24 protein-coding genes are annotated in these 21799 nt (G+C 63.4%); 22 read left to right on the forward strand and 2 right to left on the reverse strand.

The genetic code is table 11. The features are described from left to right. Positions 1–15 precede the first annotated feature (15 nt). From fliQ to BMY68_RS00755, 17 genes are all read left to right on the forward strand, one after another. Complete coding sequence (gene fliQ, locus BMY68_RS00675; protein WP_003184009.1) at positions 16–285, forward strand: flagellar biosynthesis protein FliQ; 270 nt, start codon at positions 16–18, stop codon at positions 283–285. 3 nt (positions 286–288) lie between these two features. Continuing rightward, the gene (gene fliR, locus BMY68_RS00680; RefSeq protein WP_085530161.1) at positions 289–1071 is read left to right on the forward strand and encodes a flagellar biosynthetic protein FliR; all 783 of its coding nucleotides are present in this window, start codon (positions 289–291) and stop codon (positions 1069–1071) included. Between the two features lie 3 nt (positions 1072–1074). Next, positions 1075–2211 carry a flagellar biosynthesis protein FlhB gene (gene flhB, locus BMY68_RS00685; RefSeq protein ID WP_009042746.1) on the forward strand — a complete coding sequence of 379 codons (1137 nt, stop codon included), beginning with the start codon at positions 1075–1077 and terminating at the stop codon, positions 2209–2211. Between the two features lie 236 nt (positions 2212–2447). Next, a complete protein-coding gene (gene flhA / locus BMY68_RS00690) occupies positions 2448–4577 on the forward strand; it encodes a flagellar biosynthesis protein FlhA (protein ID WP_009042747.1) in 2130 nt (709 codons plus the stop codon). An 11-nt stretch (positions 4578–4588) separates the two neighbouring features. After that, positions 4589–5905, forward strand: coding sequence for a flagellar biosynthesis GTPase FlhF (gene flhF, locus BMY68_RS00695; protein ID WP_009042748.1), 1317 nt, complete (start codon positions 4589–4591; stop codon positions 5903–5905). 118 nt (positions 5906–6023) lie between these two features. Then, complete coding sequence (fleN, locus tag BMY68_RS00700; protein ID WP_007922506.1) at positions 6024–6854, forward strand: flagellar synthesis regulator FleN; 831 nt, start codon at positions 6024–6026, stop codon at positions 6852–6854. Continuing rightward, positions 6851–7591: an RNA polymerase sigma factor FliA gene (gene fliA, locus BMY68_RS00705; protein WP_007922505.1), complete on the forward strand. Its 741-nt coding sequence runs from the start codon at positions 6851–6853 to the stop codon at positions 7589–7591. Before fleN ends, fliA begins: the two co-directional genes overlap by 4 nt. A gap of 160 nt (positions 7592–7751) precedes the next feature. After that, on the forward strand, positions 7752–8123 hold the full coding sequence (locus BMY68_RS00710; protein WP_003183998.1) for a chemotaxis response regulator CheY: 372 nt from the start codon (positions 7752–7754) through the stop codon (positions 8121–8123). A 29-nt stretch (positions 8124–8152) separates the two neighbouring features. Then, entirely contained in the window at positions 8153–8941 is a 789-nt protein-coding gene (locus tag BMY68_RS00715) for a protein phosphatase CheZ (RefSeq protein ID WP_009042749.1), read from the forward strand. A gap of 12 nt (positions 8942–8953) precedes the next feature. Further along, on the forward strand, positions 8954–11245 hold the full coding sequence (locus tag BMY68_RS00720; RefSeq protein ID WP_085530162.1) for a chemotaxis protein CheA: 2292 nt from the start codon (positions 8954–8956) through the stop codon (positions 11243–11245). A 49-nt stretch (positions 11246–11294) separates the two neighbouring features. After that, complete coding sequence (locus BMY68_RS00725; RefSeq protein WP_085530163.1) at positions 11295–12419, forward strand: protein-glutamate methylesterase/protein-glutamine glutaminase; 1125 nt, start codon at positions 11295–11297, stop codon at positions 12417–12419. Beyond that, positions 12419–13159, forward strand: a complete 741-nt coding sequence (locus tag BMY68_RS00730; RefSeq protein ID WP_007922500.1) for a flagellar motor protein — start codon at positions 12419–12421, stop codon at positions 13157–13159. The genes BMY68_RS00725 and BMY68_RS00730 overlap by 1 nt, the downstream gene beginning before the upstream one ends. 15 nt (positions 13160–13174) lie before the next feature. Continuing rightward, entirely contained in the window at positions 13175–14059 is an 885-nt protein-coding gene (motD, locus tag BMY68_RS00735; protein ID WP_007922499.1) for a flagellar motor protein MotD, read from the forward strand. Positions 14060–14109: 50 nt separating this feature from the next. Continuing rightward, positions 14110–14898: a ParA family protein gene (locus tag BMY68_RS00740; protein WP_007922498.1), complete on the forward strand. Its 789-nt coding sequence runs from the start codon at positions 14110–14112 to the stop codon at positions 14896–14898. An 84-nt stretch (positions 14899–14982) separates the two neighbouring features. Then, positions 14983–15879 carry a CheW domain-containing protein gene (locus BMY68_RS00745; RefSeq protein ID WP_085530164.1) on the forward strand — a complete coding sequence of 299 codons (897 nt, stop codon included), beginning with the start codon at positions 14983–14985 and terminating at the stop codon, positions 15877–15879. Positions 15880–15957: 78 nt separating this feature from the next. Continuing rightward, complete coding sequence (locus tag BMY68_RS00750) at positions 15958–16440, forward strand: chemotaxis protein CheW (RefSeq protein ID WP_007922496.1); 483 nt, start codon at positions 15958–15960, stop codon at positions 16438–16440. Continuing rightward, the gene (locus BMY68_RS00755; protein ID WP_037033950.1) at positions 16441–16833 is read left to right on the forward strand and encodes a DUF2802 domain-containing protein; all 393 of its coding nucleotides are present in this window, start codon (positions 16441–16443) and stop codon (positions 16831–16833) included. A 109-nt stretch (positions 16834–16942) separates the two neighbouring features. On the opposite strand, the gene BMY68_RS00760 is transcribed toward BMY68_RS00755, so the two are convergent. Together BMY68_RS00760 and BMY68_RS00765 are read right to left on the reverse strand one after the other, a co-directional pair. Continuing rightward, a complete protein-coding gene (locus BMY68_RS00760) occupies positions 16943–17272 on the reverse strand; it encodes an EscU/YscU/HrcU family type III secretion system export apparatus switch protein (protein WP_085530165.1) in 330 nt (109 codons plus the stop codon). After that, positions 17269–18840 (reverse strand): flagellar hook-length control protein FliK, encoded by a 1572-nt coding sequence (locus BMY68_RS00765; protein WP_085530166.1) that lies wholly within the window; start codon positions 18838–18840, stop codon positions 17269–17271. The genes BMY68_RS00760 and BMY68_RS00765 overlap by 4 nt, the downstream gene beginning before the upstream one ends. A gap of 198 nt (positions 18841–19038) precedes the next feature. On the opposite strand from BMY68_RS00765, the gene ccmA reads away from it, so the two are divergent. From ccmA to ccmE, 5 genes are all read left to right on the forward strand, one after another. Next, entirely contained in the window at positions 19039–19674 is a 636-nt protein-coding gene (gene ccmA / locus BMY68_RS00770; protein WP_085530167.1) for a cytochrome c biogenesis heme-transporting ATPase CcmA, read from the forward strand. Further along, on the forward strand, positions 19671–20339 hold the full coding sequence (ccmB, locus tag BMY68_RS00775; protein ID WP_009042757.1) for a heme exporter protein CcmB: 669 nt from the start codon (positions 19671–19673) through the stop codon (positions 20337–20339). The genes ccmA and ccmB overlap by 4 nt, the downstream gene beginning before the upstream one ends. 76 nt (positions 20340–20415) lie before the next feature. After that, positions 20416–21171 (forward strand): heme ABC transporter permease, encoded by a 756-nt coding sequence (locus BMY68_RS00780; protein WP_007922035.1) that lies wholly within the window; start codon positions 20416–20418, stop codon positions 21169–21171. Further along, a complete protein-coding gene (gene ccmD, locus BMY68_RS00785; RefSeq protein ID WP_007922041.1) occupies positions 21168–21344 on the forward strand; it encodes a heme exporter protein CcmD in 177 nt (58 codons plus the stop codon). Before BMY68_RS00780 ends, ccmD begins: the two co-directional genes overlap by 4 nt. Continuing rightward, positions 21341–21796, forward strand: coding sequence for a cytochrome c maturation protein CcmE (ccmE, locus tag BMY68_RS00790; RefSeq protein WP_009047728.1), 456 nt, complete (start codon positions 21341–21343; stop codon positions 21794–21796). The genes ccmD and ccmE overlap by 4 nt, the downstream gene beginning before the upstream one ends. Positions 21797–21799 lie beyond the last annotated feature (3 nt).

A 21799-nucleotide genomic window follows, 5' to 3' on the forward strand; every position in this document is an offset into this window, starting at 1 on the left:
GGCGGGTGACGCGTTATGACGCCTGAAGTCGCGGTAGACCTGTTTCGCGAAGCGCTCTGGCTGACCACCATGATGGTCGCCATCCTGGTGATCCCCAGCCTGCTGGTGGGCTTGCTGGTGGCGATGTTCCAGGCCGCCACCCAGATCAACGAACAGACCCTGAGCTTCCTGCCGCGCCTGCTGGTGATGCTGGTGACGCTGATCGTCGCCGGTCCCTGGCTGGTGCAGACCTTCATGGAATACATCCTGCAGTTGTACGGCAGTATTCCGCAGTTGATCGGCTAAGCCATGTCTCTGCTGGCGCTTACCGATACGCAGATCAGCACCTGGGTCGCCAGCTTCATGCTGCCGCTGTTTCGTATCGGCGCCGTGCTGATGACCATGCCGGTCTTCGGCACGACCCTGGTGCCGACCCGTATCCGCCTGTATTTCACCCTGGCCATCACGGTCGTGGTGGTGCCGGGCCTGCCGCCCATGCCGGCGGTCAATGCACTGGATCTCGGCGGGCTGCTGCTGATTGCCGAGCAGATCATCATCGGTGCCTTGTTCGGTTTCTCCCTGCAGTTGTTCTTCCAGGCTTTCGTGATCGCCGGGCAGATCATTTCGACGCAGATGGGCATGGGCTTCGCGTCCATGGTCGACCCCACCAACGGTGTTTCGGCGGCGGTGATCGGGCAGTTCCTGACCATGCTGGTGACCTTGCTGTTCCTCGGCATGAACGGGCATCTGGTGGTCTTCGAGGTGCTGACCGAGAGCTTCACCACCTTGCCGGTGGGCAGCGCGCTGCTGGTCAACCATTTCTGGGAAATCGCCGGCAAGCTGGGTTGGGTGCTGGGCGCCGCGCTGTTGCTGGTATTGCCGGCGATCACCGCGCTGCTGGTGGTGAACATCGCCTTTGGCGTGATGACCCGCGCGGCGCCGCAGTTGAACATTTTCTCCATCGGCTTTCCGCTGACCCTGGTGCTGGGCCTGGTGATTTTCTGGGTCAGCCTGGGCGACATTCTCAACCAGTACCAACCGCTGGCCGTCGAAGCCCTGCAGTTGCTGCGCAACCTGGCACAGGCGCGTTGAACCATGGCTGAGAGCGAGAGCGGTCAGGACAAGACAGAAGACCCCACGGAGAAACGCAAGAAGGACTCCCGGGAAAAGGGCGAGATTGCCCGCTCCAAGGAGCTCAATACCCTGGCGATCACCATGATCGGCGCCGCCGGCCTGCTGATCTACGGCGCGGGAGTGGCCCAGGACCTGCTGGAAATCATGCGCCTGAATTTCTCCCTGCCGCGCGAGGTGCTGCTCAGCCCCGGCGCCATGGGCCTGTACCTGCTGCATTCGGGAAAGATCGCGATTATCGCCGCGATGCCGATCCTGCTGCCCCTGGTGCTGGCGGCGCTGATCGGTCCTATCTCCTTGGGCGGCTGGCTGTTTTCCACCAAGAGCCTGGCGCCCAAGTTCAGCCGCATGAACCCGCTCAGCGGCATGAAGCGCATGGTGTCCCCGACCTCGCTGATCGAGTTGCTCAAGGCCTTTGCCAAGTTCGTGGTGATCCTGATCGTCGCCTTGTCGGTGCTATCTTCGGATATCGACGACCTGCTGCGGATCGCCCATGAGCCGCTGGAGCAGGCGATTATCCACAGTGTGCAAGTGGTGGCCTGGAGCACCTTGTGGATGGCCTGCGGGCTGATCCTGATCGCCGCGGTGGACGTGCCGGTGCAGCTGTACCAGAGCTACAAGAAGCTGCTGATGACCAAGCAGGAAGTGCGTGACGAGCACAAGGACCAGGAAGGGCGTCCGGAGGTCAAGCAGCGGATTCGCCAGGTCCAGCGCGAGATGTCGCAGCGGCGGATGATGGCGGCGATTCCCGAGGCGGATGTGGTCATCACCAACCCGACCCACTACGCCGTGGCGCTCAAGTACGACGCCGAGAAGGGCGGGGCGCCGGTGTTGCTGGCCAAGGGCAGCGATTTCCTGGCGCTGAAGATCCGCGAGATCGCCGTGGCCAACGAGGTGTTGTTGCTGGAGTCGCCGGCGCTGGCGCGTTCGATCTATTACTCCACCGAGCTGGAGCAGGAAATCCCCGCCGGGCTTTATCTGGCGGTGGCTCAGGTGCTGGCGTATGTCTATCAGATTCGCCAGCACCGGGCCGGCAAGGGCAAGCGCCCCGATCCGCTCAAGGACCTGCCGATTCCGCCGGATTTGCGTCGCGATTCCTGAGGTCGGCGTTGGCTGTGCCGACGTTATCGCGAGCAGGCTCGCTCCTGCAGAGTCCACGCCCGGCCTGTAGGCGCGAGCGTGCTCGCGATGGCGCGAAAGCGCCTTGTGTGACGACTGATGGCGCAACGCCATAAATCAGTTTGTGTTCCAGGCCAAAGTTGGAAGGCTTCTTGCAATACCCGCCCTGCGCCGCCTCCAGGCGTCAAAAGTTTGCTTCAAGGGAACGGGGAATACCGGTGGATCGCTCTCAGTTAATCAGTACGGCTCGCACTAACCTGGCCGACCTCAGTCGGGGGAACCTGGGGGTGCCGCTGTTGCTGCTGGTCATGCTGGCCATGATGATGCTGCCGGTGCCGCCGTTCCTGCTGGACGTGTTCTTCACCTTCAACATCGCCCTGTCGATCGTCGTGCTGCTGGTCTGTGTGTATGCCCTGCGGCCGCTGGATTTCGCGGTATTCCCGACCATCCTGCTGGTGGCGACTCTGTTGCGTCTGGCGCTGAACGTGGCCTCCACGCGGGTGGTGATGCTCCACGGCCAGGATGGTCACGCCGCCGCCGGTAAAGTGATCCAGGCCTTCGGCGAGGTGGTGATCGGCGGTAACTACGTGGTCGGTATCGTGGTGTTCGCGATCCTGATGATCATCAACTTCGTGGTGGTGACCAAGGGGGCCGGGCGGATTTCCGAGGTGAGCGCACGTTTCACCCTCGATGCGATGCCGGGCAAGCAGATGGCCATCGACGCCGACCTCAACGCCGGCCTGATCGATCAGGCCCAGGCCAAGGCCCGCCGCTCGGAAGTGGCCCAGGAGGCCGAGTTCTACGGTTCCATGGACGGTGCCAGCAAGTTCGTCCGCGGTGACGCCATCGCCGGCCTGCTGATCCTGTTCATCAACCTGATTGGTGGCATGGCGGTCGGTATCTTCCAGCACCACATGTCCTTCGGCGATGCCGGCCGGGTCTACGCCTTGCTGACCATCGGTGACGGTTTGGTGGCGCAATTGCCATCGCTGCTGCTGTCCACCGCGGCCGCGATCATGGTGACCCGTGCTTCCGGTTCCGAAGACATGGGCAAGCAGATCAACCGGCAGATGTTCGCCTCGCCCCGGGCCCTGGCTGTCGCCGCTGGCCTGATGGCGGTGATGGGCCTGGTGCCGGGCATGCCGCACTTTTCCTTCCTGAGCATGGCGGCCCTGGCGGCCGGCGGCGCGTACCTGTTCTGGAAACGCCAGAACGTGGTCAAGGTCAAGGCGCTGGAAGAGGTCAAGCGCCAGCAGGAACTGCTGCCATCGCCGGCCCGCGCCCAGGAAACCAAGGAGCTGGGCTGGGACGATGTGACCCAGATCGACATGATCGGCCTGGAAGTCGGCTACCGCCTGATTCCCCTGGTGGACCGCAACCAGGGGGGGCAATTGCTGGCGCGGATCAAGGGCGTGCGCAAGAAGCTGTCCCAGGACCTGGGCTTCCTCATGCCCACCGTGCATATTCGCGACAACCTCGACCTGGCGCCCAGCGCTTACCGGCTGACGCTGATGGGGGTGATCCTGGCCGAGGCCGAGATTTACCCGGATCGCGAGCTGGCGATCAACCCGGGGCAGGTCTATGGCACGCTCAACGGCATCAACGCCAAAGATCCGGCCTTCGGCCTGGAGGCGGTGTGGATCGAAATCAGCCAGCGCGCCCAGGCGCAGTCGCTGGGCTACACCGTGGTCGACGCCAGCACCGTGGTCGCCACCCACCTCAACCAGATTCTGTACAAGCACTCCAGCGAGCTGATCGGCCACGAAGAAGTCCAGCAGCTCCTGCAATTGCTGGCCAAGGGTTCGCCGAAGCTGGCGGAAGAGCTGGTGCCGGGCGTGCTTTCGTTGTCCCAGCTGCTCAAGGTGCTGCAGGCGCTGCTGGCCGAACAGGTGCCAGTGCGCGATATCCGCAGCATTGCCGAAGCCATCGCGAACAATGCCGCCAAGAGTCAAGATACTGCCGCTTTGGTGGCCGCGGTGCGTGTCGGATTGTCGCGCGCCATCGTGCAAAGCATTGTAGGCACTGAGTCCGAGCTGCCTGTGATCACCTTGGAACCCAGGTTGGAACAGATTTTGCTCAATAGTCTGCAGAAGGCAGGACAAGGCTCGGAAGAGGGTGTCCTGTTGGAGCCAAGCATGGCTGAGAAGCTGCAGCGTTCGTTGATCGAAGCCGCGCAGCGCCAGGAAATGCAAGGTCAACCGGTGATTCTGCTGGTAGCCGGTCCGGTCCGCGCGATGCTCTCGCGGTTCGGGCGCCTGGCGGTCCCGGGCTTGCACGTGTTGGCGTACCAGGAAATCCCTGACAACAAGCAAGTGACCATCGTTGCGACAGTAGGGCCCAACGGCTGAGGTAGTGGGTTATGCAAGTTAAGCGTTTTTTCGCCGCCGATATGCGTCAGGCCATGAAGCTGGTTCGTGATGAGCTGGGCGCCGACGCCGCCATCATTGGCAATCGCCGCATCGCCGGCGGTGTCGAGCTGACGGCTGCCCTGGATTACAAGCTGTCGGCGCTGGCGCCACGGGTGCCGAACATGGAACTCGAGGACGAACTGCGCAAGACTCAGTCGCGCATCGTCACCGCCCAGGCCGAACTGAGCCTGCGTGGCGATGGCGATGCCAGCACCAATCGCCAGCTGTTCGCCGGCTTGCCGCTGACCGCCGCCGAGCCGCTGATCGAACCTACGTTCAACGAGCCGCAGCGCCCGGCCCCGGTAGTCGCCGCGCCGGCTGTCGATCAGCGGGCACTGGACTCGATGCGTTTTGAACTCAACGGCCTGCGCGAGCTGCTGGAAGTCCAGCTCGGCTCCCTGGCCTGGAGCCAGCTGCAAGGCAGTCGGCCCGAGCAGGCCAACCTGTGGCGGCGCCTGCAGCGTATCGGCTTGTCCGGTCCGCTGGCCCGCGACCTGCTGGCGCTGATCACTGAAATCGACGAACCCCGCCAGGCCTGGCGCATGCTCCTGGCCCACCTGGCGCGGATGATCGCGACCCCGGAAGTCGAGCCTCTGGAGGAGGGCGGTGTGATCGCCATGGTCGGCCCCGCCGGCATGGGCAAGACCACCACCCTGGCCAAGCTGGCCGCGCGTTATGTACTCAAGTACGGCGCGCAGAACATTGCGCTGGTGAGCATGGACAGCTACCGCATCGGCGCCCAGGAACAGCTCAAGACCCTGGGCCGGATCCTCAACGTCTCGGTGACCCATGTCGACCCGGGCCAGTCCCTGGCGCAAGCCCTCGATCCGCTGCTGCGCAAGCGCGTGGTGCTGATCGACACCGCCGGCCTGCAAGCCAGCGACCCGGCCCTGCGCATGCAGCTGGAAAGCCTGGCCGGACGCGGGATCCGGGCAAAAAATTATCTGGTCTTGGCAACCACCAGCCAGAAACAGGTTCTAACCGCCGCATACCACAGCTACAAGCGTTGCGGGCTGGCCGGCTGCATCCTGACTAAACTGGATGAAACCGCCAGCCTTGGTGAGGTGCTGAGCCTGGCGATCAGTCACGAACTCCCCGTTGCCTATCTGACCGATGGCCCGCGGATTCCGGACGATCTGCACTTGCCGCGCCGTCACCAGCTGGTCAGTCGTGCGGTGAGCGTGCAGATGCAGGAAGAACCCAGCGAAGAAGCCATGGCTGACATGTTCGCTGACCTCTACCACAACCCGACCAAGCGGGTTGGCTGAGGGAATCATGAAAAGATTGCAATGTACCTACATCGATGGTCTGCCAGGCATTGTTCCGTTGGTGAACGCGCAGCCAGTTATGTGGCCCCGTCTAAGTAAGACAAGGTAAAGAAAGAACATGGGCAGCATGCATCCCGTACAGGTGATCGCGGTGACCGGCGGCAAAGGTGGCGTCGGCAAGACTAACGTGTCAGTGAACTTGTCCCTGGCCCTAGCGGAGCTCGGCCGGCGCGTCATGCTGCTGGACGCCGACCTGGGCCTGGCCAACGTCGACGTGCTATTGGGGCTGACCCCCAAACGGACCCTCGCCGACGTGATCGAAGGCCGCTGCGAGCTGCGCGATGTGCTGCTGCAGGGGCCGGGTGGAATCCGTATCGTGCCGGCGGCGTCCGGCACCCAGAGCATGGTTCATCTGAGCCCGGCGCAGCATGCCGGCCTGATCCAGGCCTTCAGCGACATCGGCGACAACCTCGATGTGCTGGTGATCGACACCGCCGCCGGCATCGGCGACTCGGTGGTCAGCTTCGTCCGCGCAGCCCAGGAAGTATTGCTGGTGGTTTGCGACGAGCCGACCTCGATCACCGACGCCTACGCGCTGATCAAGCTGCTCAACCGCGACTACGGCATGAACCGCTTCCGCGTGCTCGCCAACATGGCGCAGAGCCCGCAGGAAGGGCGCAACCTGTTCGCCAAGTTGACCAAGGTCACGGATCGCTTCCTGGACGTGGCCCTACAATATGTCGGCGCCGTGCCTTACGACGAATGCGTGCGCAAGGCCGTGCAAAAGCAGCGTGCGGTCTATGAGGCGTTTCCGCGTTCGAAATGCGCGCTGGCGTTCAAGGCCATCGCGCAGAAGGTCGATACCTGGCCGTTGCCGGCCAACCCACGCGGACATCTGGAATTTTTCGTCGAGCGGCTCGTGCATCAGACAGCGGGACCGGTGCTATGAGCGCCAGCGGCTACAACCTTTACAAAAAGTCGGCACGTGACAGCCAGTACGAATTGATCGAGCGCTATGCGCCTCTGGTCAAGCGTATTGCCTATCACTTGCTGGCACGCCTGCCGGCCAGTGTCCAGGTCGAAGACCTGATCCAGGCCGGGATGATCGGTCTGCTCGAAGTGTCGACCAAGTACGACGCGAGCAAGGGCGCGAGTTTCGAGACCTACGCGGGTATCCGTATCCGCGGCGCGATGCTCGATGAGGTCCGTAAAGGTGACTGGGCGCCGCGTTCGGTACATCGCAATACCCGGATGGTGAGCGATGCCATTCGCGCAATTGAAGCTAAAACCGGTCGTGACGCTAAAGATCATGAAGTTGCGGCCGAACTTCAATTGAGTCTCGACGATTATTACGGGATTTTGAACGACACCTTGGGCAGTCGCCTGTTCAGCTTCGACGACCTGTTGCAGGACGGCGAGCATGAAGGGCTGCATGAGGATGGCGCGAGTGCTCATCTCGAGCCGTCGCGCGACCTGGAGGACGAACGTTTCCAGGCCGCACTGGCGGACGCGATTGCCAATTTGCCGGAGCGTGAGCGACTGGTCTTGGCGCTGTACTACGACGAAGAGCTGAACCTCAAGGAAATCGGTGAGGTCCTGGGGGTCAGCGAATCGCGGGTCAGCCAGTTACACAGCCAGTGCGCGGCCCGTTTGCGGGGGCGTTTGGGAGAGTGGCGAGCGCGCTGACAGGCAGTGTGGGGGACACTGCGGACGAGACTGGCACGACGTGGCCGGGCTTGCGGTGTGTATTCCATGCAGTCGTTGAGTGCTCTGCCTGATTGATTGAATGGCGCGTTCAGGTGCTGGACGCGTTTAAGACTGCTTGGAGGTCGAATTGGACAAGAACATGAAAATCCTCATCGTTGATGACTTCTCAACGATGCGGCGGATCATAAAAAACCTGTTGCGTGACCTGGGGTTCACCAACACGGTCGAGGCTGACGATGGCACCACCGCCATTCCGGTCCTCAACAGTGGGAGCATCGACTTTCTGGTAACGGACTGGAACATGCCCGGCATGACCGGTATCGATCTGCTGCGCCATGTGCGCGCCGATGAAAAACTCAAGCACCTGCCGGTACTCATGGTGACCGCTGAAGCCAAGCGCGAACAGATCATCGAAGCTGCCCAGGCCGGCGTAAACGGTTATGTGGTCAAGCCCTTCACGGCCCAGGCGTTGAAAGAGAAGATCGAGAAGATCTTCGAACGCATCGGTTGAGAGTGGAATCATTCCGCCACGGGGGAGCTATGGAGCACAACGAATCTTCATTGGGCGATTTCGAATCGACCCTGAAAAAACACGCACTCGAACTGGTCGACAGCCTTGAAAAAGGCAAGTTCGGCGAAGCCGTGCAACTGATCCATGAGCTCAACCAGACCCGTGACCGCGGCCTGTACCAGGAGGTCGGCAAGCTCACCCGCGAGCTGCATAGCGCCATCGTCAATTTCCAGATTGACCCGCATATGCCGCAAGCCGAGGAAGTTTCACAGATCACGGATGCCACCGAGCGCCTGTCCTATGTGGTCAGGCTGACCGAGGCCGCGGCCAACCGCACCATGGATCTGGTCGAGAGCGCCACCCCGCTGGTCAATGGCCTGAGCAGCGAAGCCCAGGCCCTGAGCGCCGATTGGGGGCGTTTCATGCGCCGCGAACTGGGCGCCGAGGAATTCCGCGACCTGGCCCGCCGGGTGGACGGTTTCCTGACCCGCAGCGAGCAAGAGACGCGCGCGGTATCGAGCAACCTCAACGACATTCTGCTGGCGCAGGACTACCAGGACCTGACCGGTCAGGTGATCAAGCGCGTGACCCAGTTGGTCACCGAAGTCGAGAGCAACCTGCTCAAACTGGTCCTGATGGCCAGCCAGGTCGATCGTTTTGCCGGCATCGAACATGACCGTGAATCGATCCTCGCTGAAAAAGATCCGCAAAAACATCTGGCCAAGGGTGAAGGTCCGCAGATTCATGCCGATAAACGTGAAGACGTTGTATCCGGTCAGGATGATGTCGACGATTTGCTTTCCAGCCTTGGATTCTAGGAGCACCCATACATGAGCTTCGGCGCCGATGAAGAAATCCTTCAGGATTTTCTGGTTGAGGCCGGCGAGATTCTAGAGCAACTGTCCGAACAACTGGTCGAGCTGGAAAGCCGACCGGACGATGCGGATCTGCTCAACGCAATTTTTCGCGGTTTTCACACTGTAAAAGGGGGCGCCGGCTTCCTCCAGCTCAACGAGCTGGTGGAGTGCTGCCACATCGCCGAGAACGTGTTCGACATCCTGCGCAAGGGTGAGCGTCGCGTCGACGCGGAACTGATGGACGTGGTGCTCGAAGCGCTGGACGCGGTGAACGGCATGTTCGGCCAGGTGCGCGAGCGTACCGAGATCACCGCCGCCACTCCGGAGCTGCTGGCTGCCCTGGCCCGCCTGGCCGAGCCTGCGGGGGCCGAGGAGGTCGCCGCGCCGGTGGCCGAGGTTGAGACAGTTGTTGAAGCCGTTGCCGAGCCGGTCGCCGAATCGACCGAAAGCGAGTCCGGCGATATCACCGACAGCGAGTTCGAGCAGCTGCTCGATTCGCTCAATGCCGCCAAGGCCGAGGCCGAAGCCCCGGCTGCTGTTGCTCCCGCGGCGCCCGCCGTCGGCAGCGAAGCGGCCAGCGACGAAATCACCGATGCCGAGTTCGAGTCGCTGCTCGATCAATTGCATGGCAAGGGCCAGTTCGCACCGGATGCGGTGGCCCCCTCGGCCACGGCGCCCGCTGCGGAAAAAGCCGCGGCCAGCGACGAAATCACCGATGACGAATTCGAAGCCCTGCTGGACCAGCTGCATGGCAAAGGTAACTTTGCGGTCGATGCGCTGGACTCCGCGGTAGCAGCGGCGGTGCCGCCGGCAGCACCAAGCGCGGCCGCCGCCGGTAGCGATCTGATCACCGACCAGGAATTCGAATCCCTGCTCGACGAGCTGCATGGCAAGGGCAAGTTCTCTGAAGTGCCCGCTGCCGCGGCGACCGTGGGTAGCGCAACGGCCGTCACGGCTCCGGCGCCTGCCGCCGTCGCCAAGCCAGCGGTGAAGAAGCCTGAAGCCAAGGCCGAAACGCCAAAGCCGGCTCCAGCCGCTGCTGCGGCGCCCGCTCGTGCTCCGGCTGCCGCCTCGGCGGAAAAGCCGGTCAGCGAAGCCGAAACCACCGTGCGGGTCGATACCGCGCGGCTGGACGAAATCATGAACATGGTCGGCGAACTGGTGCTGGTGCGTAACCGCCTGGTGCGCCTGGGGCTCAACAGCGGCGACGAAGCCATGTCCAAGGCCGTGTCGAACCTCGACGTGGTCACGGCCGACTTGCAGACCGCGGTGATGAAGACCCGGATGCAGCCGATCAAGAAGGTCTTCGGGCGCTTCCCGCGCCTGGTTCGCGACCTGGCTCGCCAGCTCAAGAAAGAGATCAACCTGGAGCTGGTCGGCGAAGAGACCGACCTCGACAAGAACCTCGTCGAGGCCCTGGCCGACCCGCTGGTGCACTTGGTGCGCAACGCCGTCGACCACGGTATCGAGTCGCCGGAAGAGCGCGAGGCCTCGGGCAAGTCCCGTGGCGGCAAGGTGGTGCTGGCGGCCGAGCAGGAAGGCGACCATATCCTGCTGTCGATCTCCGACGACGGCAAAGGCATGGACCCGAACGTCCTGCGCGCCATTGCGGTCAAGCGTGGGGTGATGGACAAGGATGCCGCCGATCGCCTGAGCGACACCGAGTGCTACAACCTGATCTTCGCCCCGGGCTTCTCGACCAAGACCGAGATCTCCGACGTGTCCGGCCGCGGCGTGGGCATGGACGTGGTGAAGACCAAGATTTCCCAGCTCAACGGTTCGATCAACATCTACTCGACCAAGGGCCAGGGTTCGAAGATCGTCATCAAGGTGCCGCTGACCCTGGCGATCATGCCGACCCTGATGGTGATGCTGGGCAACCAGGCGTTCGCCTTCCCGCTGGTCAACGTCAACGAAATCTTCCACCTGGACCTGTCGCGCACCAACGTGGTCGACGGCCAGGAGGTGGTGATCGTCCGCGACAAGGCGCTGCCACTGTTCTACCTCAAGCGCTGGCTGGTCAGCTCCGCCGCTCACGAAGAGCAGCGCGAAGGCCATGTGGTGATCCTTTCGGTCGGCACCCAGCGGATCGGCTTCGTCGTCGATCAACTGGTCGGCCAGGAAGAAGTCGTCATCAAGCCATTGGGCAAGATGCTCCAGGGGACTCCAGGCATGTCCGGCGCCACCATTACCGGTGACGGCCGCATCGCCCTGATTCTCGATGTTCCGAGCATGCTCAAGCGTTACGCCGCACGGCGTATTTGAATACCGGAGGGGCGGGGCCATTTGCCTTGCCCCGCCTAACGGAGTGTTTATGGCAGTCAAGGTCCTGGTGGTGGATGATTCGGGTTTTTTCCGCCGCCGCGTCTCGGAAATTCTTTCAGCGGATATCAATATCCAGGTCGTCGGTACCGCGACCAACGGCAAAGAGGCGATCGATCAGGCGCTGGCACTCAAGCCGGACGTGATCACCATGGACTACGAGATGCCGATGATGGATGGCATCACGGCCGTGCGGCACATCATGCAGCGCTGCCCGACGCCGGTATTGATGTTCTCCTCGCTGACCCATGAAGGCGCCCGGGTAACCCTGGATGCGCTGGATGCCGGCGCGGTGGATTTCCTGCCGAAGAACTTCGAAGACATCTCGCGCAATCCCGAGAAGGTCAAGCAACTGCTGTGCGAGAAGGTCCATAGCATCTCGCGCAGTAACCGTCGTTTCAGCAGCTACAGTGCGCCGGCGCCACAACCGGCGGCGGCACCGAAGCCCGCGCCAACGAGCACCAGCAGCTTCGGCGGCACGGCCCCGGCGCGCCCGGCGCCGATTCCCGCCCGCACGCCGGCCGCTGGCGCGTCGTCGCCGGCGCCCAAGCGCAAGGCCTACAAACTGGTGGCCATCGGTACCTCCACCGGTGGTCCGGTGGCGCTGCAGCGAGTGCTGACCCAGTTGCCGGCCAACTTCCCGGCGCCGATCGTGCTGATCCAGCACATGCCGGCGGCCTTCACCAAGGCGTTCGCCGAGCGCCTGGACAAGCTTTGCCGGATCAGCGTCAAGGAAGCCGAGGATGGCGACATCCTGCGTCCGGGCCTGGCGCTGCTGGCACCGGGTGGCAAGCAGATGATGGTCGACGGCCGTGGCGCGGTGAAAATCCTCCCGGGCGACGAGCGCCTGAACTACAAGCCGTGCGTGGACATCACCTTCGGTTCGGCGGCCAAGTCCTACGGCGACAAAGTTCTGGCGGTGGTCCTCACCGGCATGGGCGCCGACGGTCGCGAAGGCGCGCGCCTGCTCAAGCAGGGTGGCAGCGCGGTCTGGGCCCAGGATGAGGCGAGCTGTGTGATCTACGGGATGCCGATGGCGATCGTCAAGGCGGAGCTGGCGGATGCGGTGTACGGCCTGGACGACATTGGCAAGCACCTGGTCGAGGCCTGTCTCTGATGGATGTTCTAAGCCTCATTGGGATCATCATGGCGTTCGTCGCCATCATCGGTGGCAACTACCTGGAAGGCGGTCATCTGTCGGCCCTGGCCAATGGTCCGGCGGCGCTGATCGTGCTGGGCGGGACCATCGGCGCGGCGTTGCTGCAATCGCCGCTGAGCGCCTTCAAGCGGGCCATGCAGATCCTCGGCTGGATCCTGTTTCCGCCGCGGGTCGACCTGCCCGGGGGCATCGACCGTGTCGTCAACTGGAGCCTGACCGCCCGCAAGGAAGGCCTGCTGGGCCTGGAAGGCGTGGCCGATGCCGAGCCCGACACCTATTCGCGCAAGGGCTTGCAACTGCTGGTGGACGGCGCCGAGCCGGAGTCCATCCGCAGCATCCTGGAAGTGGATTTCTACACCCAGGAAAGCCGCGACATCGAAGCGGCAAAAGTCTTTGAAAGCATGGGCGGCTACGCGCCGACCATCGGCATCATCGGTGCGGTCATGGGCCTGATCCATGTGATGGGCAACCTGGCCGACCCTTCGCAGCTGGGCAGCGGTATCGCCGTGGCCTTCGTCGCGACCATCTACGGCGTGGCCAGCGCCAACCTGGTATTGCTGCCGATCGCCGCCAAGCTCAAGTCCATAGCCTTGCGCCAGTCGCGTTATCGCGAAATGTTGCTTGAAGGAATCCTGTCGATTGCCGAAGGTGAAAACCCTCGTTCCATTGAGTTGAAGCTGCAAGGCTTCATGGATTGATGGGGGTAATGGACTATGTCCCGTCGTCGTCGGCATGAAGAACACGTCAACCATGAGCGTTGGCTGGTGTCCTACGCGGACTTCATCACCTTGCTGTTCGCCTTTTTCGTGGTCATGTACTCGATCTCCTCGATCAACGAGGGCAAGTACAAGGTCATTTCCGAAGCGCTGATCGGCGTGTTCACCGATTCGGACCGCGCCCTCAAACCGATTCCCATCGGTGAGGAGCGGCCCCAGACCGTGACCCCGGCCAAGCCGCTGGTCAAGGACAGCGAGCAGACCGACGCCGGTATCGCCGGTGCCAGCGATCCGCTGAAAAGCATCGCCGACGATATCAGCGCGGCCTTTGGCGACCTGATCAGTTCCAACCAGATGACCGTGCGCGGCAACGAGCTGTGGGTCGAGATCGAACTCAACTCCAGCCTGTTGTTCGGCAGCGGCGATGCCATGCCCAGCGACCTGGCGTTCAACATCATCGACAAGGTGGCGGCGATCCTCAAACCCTTCGACAACCCGATTCACGTCGAGGGCTTTACCGACAACCAACCGATCCAGACCGCGCAGTACCCGACCAACTGGGAGCTGTCGTCGGCCCGCTCGGCGAGCATCGTGCGGATGCTGGCGATGCAGGGGGTCAATCCGCAGCGCCTGGCGTCGGTCGGCTACGGCGAGTTCCAGCCGGTAGCCAATAACGCGACGGCCGATGGCCGTGCCCGCAACCGTCGGGTGGTGCTGGTGGTGTCGCGCAATCTCGACGTACGCCGCAGCCTGACGGGCACCGGCACGGCCCATGCGACACCAGATGCGGCATTGAAGCGGGCTGGCACACAAACTGCACCTACGTCAGTCAAGACGCCGGGACGTGAGAGTGCCGTCAATTCTCCGTCACCGGCTTTATAACTGGGTGCTATTTCTCGGCTGGCCCGTGCCTGCCGGGAGGAACAATCTGAATGAGAGTCTGGGCAGTTGCCAATCAAAAGGGTGGCGTCGGTAAGACCACCAGTTCCATCGCTTTAGCCGGGTTGCTGGCCGAGGCGGGCAAGCGCGTGGTCGTGGTCGATCTCGACCCCCACGGCTCCATGACCAGCTACTTCGGCTATGACCCCGACAGCCTGGAACACAGTAACTACGACCTGTTCCTGCACAAGGGCAGCGTCCCTGAGGGCTTGCCCGGGCAGTTGCTGCTGTCGACCAGCGACGAACGTATTTCCCTGCTGCCCTCGAGTACCGCGCTGGCCACCCTGGAGCGCCAGTCGCCGGGGCAGAGCGGCCTGGGCCTGGTGATCGCCAAGAGCCTGGCGCAGCTGTGGCAGGATTTCGACTATGCGGTGATCGACAGCCCGCCGTTGCTTGGCGTGCTGATGGTCAATGCCTTGGCGGCGAGCCAGCAACTGGTGATCCCGGTGCAGACCGAGCACCTGGCGGTCAAGGGCCTGGAGCGCATGGTCAATACCTTGGCGATGATCAACCGCTCGCGCAAACAGGCGCTGCCGTTCAGCATCGTGCCGACCCTGTTCGACCGCCGCACCCAGGCGTCCCTGGGCACCTTGCGGGTGCTGCGCGACAAGTTTCCGGATGAGATCTGGCAGGGCTACATCCCCGTCGACACGCGCCTGCGCGATGCCAGCCGGGCCGGATTGACGCCTTCGCAGTTCGACGGCAAGAGCCGCGGCGTACTGGCCTATCGCGCCTTGCTCAAGCACCTGCTGGCCCAGCAACTTGTCCCGCAGGTGGCCTGACGTGGCGGAGCATTCAAGTCTGCTGCCGGTCTGGCCGATAAACCCTACAGGTCACTGTGCTGGGCTTTATCCGTGGGCATCCTTATGAACCGTCCTGTCGACGTCACGTCCCGGCCGCAGCTGGCGCTGCAGTCCTACCTGGACGCGTTGCTGCAGGACGCCACCGAAGAAGAATTCGCGGTTCCCGAGGCGCTGCCGCAGGTTCAGACAGCGGTAGAAGAGGTGGCGGTATCGAGCGAGGTCCTGGATGAGTTCCAGGCCGCGGTGCTCGAAGAACAGGCTCGCGATGCCCAGGTCCAGCGTGCTCCGGCTGCGGTTGTCGAGCCGGTAGTGCGGGTCGAGGAACCGATGGTCGCCCCCGTGATGGAGGCGCCCGCGCCATTGCCGGCCACCTTGTCGACCGTTGCGCCCTTGCTGCAAGGCCTGGTCGAACCGGTGGTCGAGGTGCATCGGCCGCCAAGCAGCACGCCACCCCCGGTGGCGGCTGATGACCGGCCGAGCTGGGCGGCGGAACCCTTCGAGTGCCTGCTGTTCGATGTCGCCGGGTTGACCCTGGCGGTGCCGCTGGTCTGCCTGGGGTCGATCTACTCCCTGGCGGGGCATGAACTGACGCCGCTGTTCGGCCAGCCGGAGTGGTTCCTCGGGATCCTGCCGAGCCAGGCGGGCAACCTGAAGGTGCTGGATACCGCGCGCTGGGTGATGCCGGATCGCTACCGCGACGACTTCCGCCAGGGCCTGCAATACGTGATCTCGGTCCAGGGCTACGAGTGGGGGCTGGCGGTGCATCAGGTCAGCCGCTCGTTGCGCCTGGACCCGAACGAAATCAAATGGCGCAGCCACCGTGGCCAGCGGCCATGGCTGGCGGGCACGGTCATCGAGCATATGTGCGCGCTGCTGGACGTTTCCGAGCTGGCCGAGCTGATCGCCAGCGGCGGCGCGAAACACTTGGCTATCAGCAAACCGGCGCCGAAGCCGATATAGACCAACAACAGGCTGCGCCGACGGTGCGGCCACACAGAACACACACCGTTTCCAACGGTTTTTTGAGGGGTCAGGGGTATGAATAAGTCGTCGTCCGCACAGAGTTCCGAAGATCCGATCCTGCAATGGGTAACCTTCAAGCTGGATAACGAGTCCTACGGCATCAACGTGATGCGCGTGCAGGAAGTCCTGCGCTACACCGAGATCGCACCGGTACCGGGTGCCCCGAGCTACGTGCTGGGCATCATCAACCTGCGCGGCAACGTGGTGACCGTGATCGACACCCGCCAGCGTTTCGGCCTGGTGCCGACCGAGGTCAACGACAACACCCGTATCGTGATCATCGAAGCCGACAAGCAAGTGGTCGGGATCATGGTCGACAGCGTGGCGGAAGTGGTTTACCTGCGTCAGTCGGAAGTCGAGACCGCTCCGAACGTCGGTAACGAAGAGTCGGCCAAGTTCATCCAGGGCGTGTGCAACAAGAACGGCGAGCTGCTGATTCTGGTTGAGCTGGACAAGATGATGAGCGAAGAAGAGTGGTCGGAACTGGAGAGTATCTGATTGATTCTCGAGGTTGCGGTTATTGTCCTGTTCCTCTTTTGGGCAGGCACCCTGGCGATGTTCCTGGCCTATATTCGTGCTCAGCGGCAGATCGCCGCCCAGCAGGCCCAGGGCGATGCGCTGCGCGATCAGCGCATCAAGGACCTGGCCAAGCGCGTCGACGATTACCAGAACGGTACGGTGCGCATGGGCGAAGACCTGCATGAGCTGCGCGCGGTGGTCGGCCCGTTGCCGGACAAGCTGGCCCAGCTGGAACAGCGCGATCCGTCGAGCCTGTCCTTCGCCCAGGCCGCGCGCCTGGTGGGCATGGGCGCCAGCGTCGACGAACTGACTCAGTCCTGCGGCTTGACCCAGGCCGAGGCCGAGTTGATGAGCAAGCTGCACAAGAGCTGAAATCCCTCTGTAGCCGCTGCCGCAGGCTGCGCCAAGGCCGAAGGCCTTCAGCGATCCTGAGGTCTTGCGGCCGTTGCGGCCGATCGCAGCCCGCGGCAACGGCTACGGATCAGTAATCCTCCCCGCTTTCCGTCACATCCTTCTCCAGCGCCGCTTCCTGCGGCTCATGCCCGGCCGGGAACTTGCCCTTGAGGTTCCAGGCGAAGGCAATGATTTCGGCGATGGTCCGGTACAACTCCTCGGGAATGCTGTCGCCCAGTTCCATGCGCGCCAGCAGTTTCACCAGTTCGGCGTTCTCATAGATCGGCACATCACAGTCGCGGGCGATTTTCAGGATGGCTTCGGCCAGTTCGTCGTCGCCCTTGGCGGTCAGCGTGGGCGCGTGCTGGCCGTCGTACTTGAGGGCGATGGCCTGGCGTGGCGGGTTGGGATTATTCATGCGGTTTCATCGACCCAGCGTTGTTCCAGTCGGGTTTTCGGGCCCTGCGGTGGCGTGCCGAGATGGCAGTCCAGATCGCCGACATCCAGGCCGGACGCGAGCAGCCGTTCACGCAGGCTGCCCAGATGGCTTTCTATCAGGCTCGCGGTAAATGGCCGCTGCGCCCAGAGCTGGCTGGACAGGCGGCCCTTGAGCAGTTGCGCCTGCACCTGCAGCGGGCCCAAGGGTTCGAGGTCGAACGCCAGTTCGACGCGCCACAACTGCTGTTTCGGTTCGCGTTCCTGGCGTTTTTCCTCGGGCGGTTTTTCCGCCGGGTCTTCGCGCTGGAACTTGACTTGCAAGGGCACGACGTCCTGCATTGTGCGCATCGGGATCTCCAGTTGCCAGGTGGTCAGCAGCCGCCCGTCATCGGTCAGGCCGCTCTGTTCCAGGCTCGCCAGCTGATGGCTCTGCAAGCGCGAAACAGCGGCCGCGGCCAGGCGCAGCAGGTGTTCCAGGTCGCCTTCCTCTTCGAGGCTTTGCAGCAGCCGCGAGGGCAGGGGGAAGCCACCCGGCTGGGGCCTGGCGCTGACCTGGCCGAGGGTGCCCAGGGCGCTGCGCACAAAGCTGGGCAGCACCTGGGCCAGGGTGTTGGCGGCAATGATCGCGTTGAAATTGGTGCTGGCCGGCAGGCCTGGCGTCATCTGGGCGATCAGGCGCAGCAGGTTGCCTTTCAGGTCAGCCGCCAGGGCCGGATTGTCGCCCGCCAGCAGCCGTGACTCGAGAAAGGCACCGCTGTTGCCCAGGGCCTGGGCCAGCGCCTTGGGATTGCTCAGTTGCTGCAGGTCGGGCAGGCCGGCGAGCAGCTTGTCCACCGCAGCGCGCAGCTCGCTGGAGGTGTCGTCGGAGGGCGGCAGGTTCTGCAACGCATTGATCAGGCCTGTCAGCGAGGCTTGGCGGCTTTGCTGGGCGGCCAGTTGCTGGGCGATCGCCAGTTGCTCCTGGCGCCCGCTCAGCGGCACGAAGCTCAAGCTCTGCGAGCCTTGCACCAGGGCGCTCAGCAGGCTGCCGATGCGCAAGGGTTGCGGGCTGTCGATGCTCAGGGTGCTGCCGCTCAGAGCGGTGTTGAGCAGGCTCACCAGCGAGCGGTAGACCGCCGGTTGTCCGGCTGCCTGGGGTTGTAGCTGGGTGGTCAGCACCTTGCCTTGCAGCAGGGTGCCCACGGGAAGCTGTGCGGTGTCCAGGCGGGTCAGGGTGGCGACGCTGGCGGCAATCGCCTGCTGCACGGTGATGGCCAGGTTGCCCGCCGAGGGCTGGGTCACCGCCAGGCTGGTGCCCAGGGGCAGTGGCTGGTTGCTGGTGGCCTGGACGGTGGTCTGCCGGCCGCTGTCGAGGGTCAGCTTGAGCAACAGTTGGAACGTCTGGTCCGCCTGCTTGAGCGACAGTACTTCGGCCTTGGCCGATTGGCCGGCGGCGATCAGGCCTTCCAGGGGCTGCAGCAACTTGAGCAATTCACCACTGATCGGCAGCGCGCGCACGGTTCCCGGCGTCAGTTGGGGCAGCGGAGGAAGGGTGATTTCGCCTGTCATCTGGACACAACCTGTGGAGAAATAAGCCCTCTTGAGAGTAGGGCATCGCATGTATAATGCCGCCCGTCTTCGGGGAGCGTGGCGAAAACATCGCAAAAGTTTGACGCAGCTCTCTGGAACAGGCCGCCGATGCGTTTATTCTGCATCTCTTTAACGGCTGCTCCACCGCCGACTTGAACCGTAAAGGCCCGCGATCATTTGACCAGTCCTCTTCTAGAAGCCGTAGCGCTTGCCTGTGAGCGCGACCTGCGGCTGCTCTTCGAAAAGCTCGAACTGCGTCTGGCCAGCGGCGACATGTTGCAGATCAGCGGTCCCAACGGCAGCGGCAAGACCAGCCTGTTGCGCCTGCTGGCAGGGCTGATGCAGCCGACCAGCGGCCAGGTGCTGCTCAACGGCCAGCCGCTCAATGCCCAGCGCGCGGAGCTGGCGCGCAATCTGTTGTGGATCGGCCATGCGGCGGGGATCAAGGACCTGTTGAGCCCCGAGGAAAACCTCAGCTGGCTCTGCGCCCTGCATCAGCCCGCCGATCGCGAGGCGATCTGGCAGGCCCTGGCGGCGGTCGGCCTGCGCGGTTTCGAGGATGTGCCCTGTCACACCCTGTCCGCCGGCCAGCAGCGCCGGGTGGCTCTGGCCCGGCTGTACCTGGACAGCCCGCCGCTGTGGATTCTCGACGAACCCTTCACCGCCCTGGACAAACAGGGCGTGGCGCAACTGGAAGAGCATCTGGCCGGCCACTGCGAACGCGGCGGCATGGTGATCCTCACCACCCACCACACACTGAGCCGCCTGCCGGCCGGCTATCGCGACATCGATCTGGGGCATTGGGCCGTATGAGTGTTTTCGGACTGCTGGTTGCCCGCGAATCCCGGCTGCTGTTCCGCCGTCCCGCCGAACTGGCCAACCCGCTGGTGTTTTTCGCCATCGTTGTCGCACTGTTCCCGTTGGCGGTGGGACCTGAGACACAATTGTTGCAAACCTTGTCTCCAGGGCTAGTCTGGGTAGCGGCCCTGTTATCGGTTTTGCTCTCGCTGGACGGGCTTTTTCGCAGTGATTTCGAGGACGGATCCCTGGAGCAGTGGGTCCTTTCGCCGCACCCCCTGCCTCTTCTGGTTCTGGCCAAGGTGCTGGCACACTGGGCCTTTTCCGGCCTGGCACTGGTATTGCTAGCGCCCCTGTTGGCACTGATGCTCGGCCTGCCCACAGCCTGTCTGCCGGTGCTGTTGCTGTCCCTGTTGCTGGGCACTCCGGTGCTCAGCCTGCTGGGCGCGGTGGGCGCGGCGTTGACGGTAGGGCTCAAGCGTGGCGGCCTGTTACTGGCGCTGCTGATCCTGCCCCTGTACATCCCGGTATTGATTCTCGGCAGCGGCGCCTTGCAGGCGGCCTTGCAGGGCATGCCGGCGACCGGTTACCTGCTGTGGCTTGGGAGCCTGACCGCCCTGGCAGTAACGCTGACACCTTTTGCAATAGCGGCTGGCCTGAAGATCAGCGTCGGCGAATAATGAGGTCTGATCAAATTTTGATCAGTAAAGACCCTGGCTGTGCGTGACAACGCGCGGCACCCGTGATGGAAACAGTATGAACTGGACCTGGTTTCATAAGCTCGGCTCGCCCAAGTGGTTTTACGGCATCAGCAGCAAGCTGTTGCCCTGGCTGAGCATCGCAGCCTTGCTGCTGATCACCGTCGGCGTCGTTTGGGGCCTGGCCTTCGCGCCGCCGGACTATCAGCAAGGCAACAGCTTTCGCATCATCTACATCCACGTTCCCGCGGCCATGCTGGCCCAGTCCATCTACGTGATGCTGGCGGTGTGCGGGGTGGTGGGCCTGGTGTGGAAGATGAAACTGGCCGATGTCGCCCTGCAATGCGCGGCGCCCATCGGGGCCTGGATGACCGCCGTGGCGCTGGTCACCGGGGCCATCTGGGGCAAGCCGACCTGGGGCTCGTGGTGGGTCTGGGACGCGCGCCTGACTTCCATGCTGATCCTGCTGTTCCTGTACTTCGGCCTGATCGCCCTGGGCAACGCCATCAGCAATCGCGACAGCGCGGCCAAGGCCTGCGCGGTGCTGGCCATCGTCGGGGTGATCAACATCCCGATCATCAAATACTCGGTGGAGTGGTGGAACACCCTGCACCAGGGCGCGACCTTCACCCTCACCGAAAAGCCGGCGATGCCCGTCGAGATGTGGCTGCCGCTGTTGCTGACGGTGCTGGGCTTCTATTGTTTCTTCGGCGCCGTGCTGTTGCTGCGCATGCGTCTCGAAGTGCTCAAGCGCGAAGCCCGCGCCAGCTGGGTCAGGGCCGAAGTGCAGAACAGCCTGGAGGCGGCATCATGAGTTTTTCTTCCTTCGCCGACTTTCTCGCCATGGGCCATCATGGCCTGTATGTCTGGTCAGCCTACGGCATCTGCCTGGTGGTGCTGATCCTCAACGTGGCGGTGCCGTTGCTGGCCCGCAAGCGCTACCTGCAACAAGAGGCGCGTCGTCTGCGCCGGGAGAACAATCAGTGAATCCGCTGCGTAAAAAGCGTCTGTTGATCATCCTCGGTGTGCTGGGCGGCGTGGGCGTTGCCGTCGGCCTGGCGCTGAGCGCCCTGCAACAGAACATCAATCTGTTCTACACCCCGACCCAGATCGCCAACGGCGAAGCCCCCCATGACACGCGGATCCGCGCCGGCGGTATGGTGCAGATGGGCTCGCTGCAACGCTCGGCGGATTCGCTGGACGTGCGCTTCGTGGTCACCGACTTCAACAAGGCCGTGACCATCACCTACCGCGGCATTCTCCCGGACCTGTTCCGCGAAGGGCAGGGCATCGTCGCCCTGGGCAAGCTCAACGCCGACGGCGTGGTGGTGGCCGACGAAGTGCTGGCCAAGCACGACGAAAAGTACATGCCGCCGGAAGTGACCAAGGCCCTCAAAGACAGTGGGCAAATGGCGCCGGCTCCGGCCAAGGAGGGCTGAACG

This window comes from Pseudomonas sp. NFACC41-3 (assembly GCF_900109505.1).
Classification (GTDB): domain Bacteria; phylum Pseudomonadota; class Gammaproteobacteria; order Pseudomonadales; family Pseudomonadaceae; genus Aquipseudomonas; species Aquipseudomonas chlororaphis.

What these genes read in the sequence shown, in the direction of transcription:
- BMY68_RS00760 (WP_085530165.1), bottom strand. Translation starts at nt 17,272, where the DNA reads ATGAATAATCCCAACCCGCCACGCCAGGCCATCGCCCTCAAGTACGAC.
- flhB (WP_009042746.1), top strand. Translation starts at nt 1,075, where the DNA reads ATGGCTGAGAGCGAGAGCGGTCAGGACAAGACAGAAGACCCCACGGAG.
- ccmD (WP_007922041.1), top strand. Translation starts at nt 21,168, where the DNA reads ATGAGTTTTTCTTCCTTCGCCGACTTTCTCGCCATGGGCCATCATGGC.
- fliA (WP_007922505.1), top strand. Translation starts at nt 6,851, where the DNA reads ATGAGCGCCAGCGGCTACAACCTTTACAAAAAGTCGGCACGTGACAGC.
- BMY68_RS00710 (WP_003183998.1), top strand. Translation starts at nt 7,752, where the DNA reads ATGAAAATCCTCATCGTTGATGACTTCTCAACGATGCGGCGGATCATA.
- BMY68_RS00765 (WP_085530166.1), bottom strand. Translation starts at nt 18,840, where the DNA reads ATGACAGGCGAAATCACCCTTCCTCCGCTGCCCCAACTGACGCCGGGA.
- BMY68_RS00725 (WP_085530163.1), top strand. Translation starts at nt 11,295, where the DNA reads ATGGCAGTCAAGGTCCTGGTGGTGGATGATTCGGGTTTTTTCCGCCGC.
- fliQ (WP_003184009.1), top strand. Translation starts at nt 16, where the DNA reads ATGACGCCTGAAGTCGCGGTAGACCTGTTTCGCGAAGCGCTCTGGCTG.
- BMY68_RS00750 (WP_007922496.1), top strand. Translation starts at nt 15,958, where the DNA reads ATGAATAAGTCGTCGTCCGCACAGAGTTCCGAAGATCCGATCCTGCAA.
- motD (WP_007922499.1), top strand. Translation starts at nt 13,175, where the DNA reads ATGTCCCGTCGTCGTCGGCATGAAGAACACGTCAACCATGAGCGTTGG.
- BMY68_RS00780 (WP_007922035.1), top strand. Translation starts at nt 20,416, where the DNA reads ATGAACTGGACCTGGTTTCATAAGCTCGGCTCGCCCAAGTGGTTTTAC.
- fliR (WP_085530161.1), top strand. Translation starts at nt 289, where the DNA reads ATGTCTCTGCTGGCGCTTACCGATACGCAGATCAGCACCTGGGTCGCC.
- BMY68_RS00730 (WP_007922500.1), top strand. Translation starts at nt 12,419, where the DNA reads ATGGATGTTCTAAGCCTCATTGGGATCATCATGGCGTTCGTCGCCATC.
- BMY68_RS00720 (WP_085530162.1), top strand. Translation starts at nt 8,954, where the DNA reads ATGAGCTTCGGCGCCGATGAAGAAATCCTTCAGGATTTTCTGGTTGAG.
- BMY68_RS00740 (WP_007922498.1), top strand. Translation starts at nt 14,110, where the DNA reads ATGAGAGTCTGGGCAGTTGCCAATCAAAAGGGTGGCGTCGGTAAGACC.
- BMY68_RS00745 (WP_085530164.1), top strand. Translation starts at nt 14,983, where the DNA reads ATGAACCGTCCTGTCGACGTCACGTCCCGGCCGCAGCTGGCGCTGCAG.
- flhF (WP_009042748.1), top strand. Translation starts at nt 4,589, where the DNA reads ATGCAAGTTAAGCGTTTTTTCGCCGCCGATATGCGTCAGGCCATGAAG.
- ccmB (WP_009042757.1), top strand. Translation starts at nt 19,671, where the DNA reads ATGAGTGTTTTCGGACTGCTGGTTGCCCGCGAATCCCGGCTGCTGTTC.
- fleN (WP_007922506.1), top strand. Translation starts at nt 6,024, where the DNA reads ATGGGCAGCATGCATCCCGTACAGGTGATCGCGGTGACCGGCGGCAAA.
- BMY68_RS00715 (WP_009042749.1), top strand. Translation starts at nt 8,153, where the DNA reads ATGGAGCACAACGAATCTTCATTGGGCGATTTCGAATCGACCCTGAAA.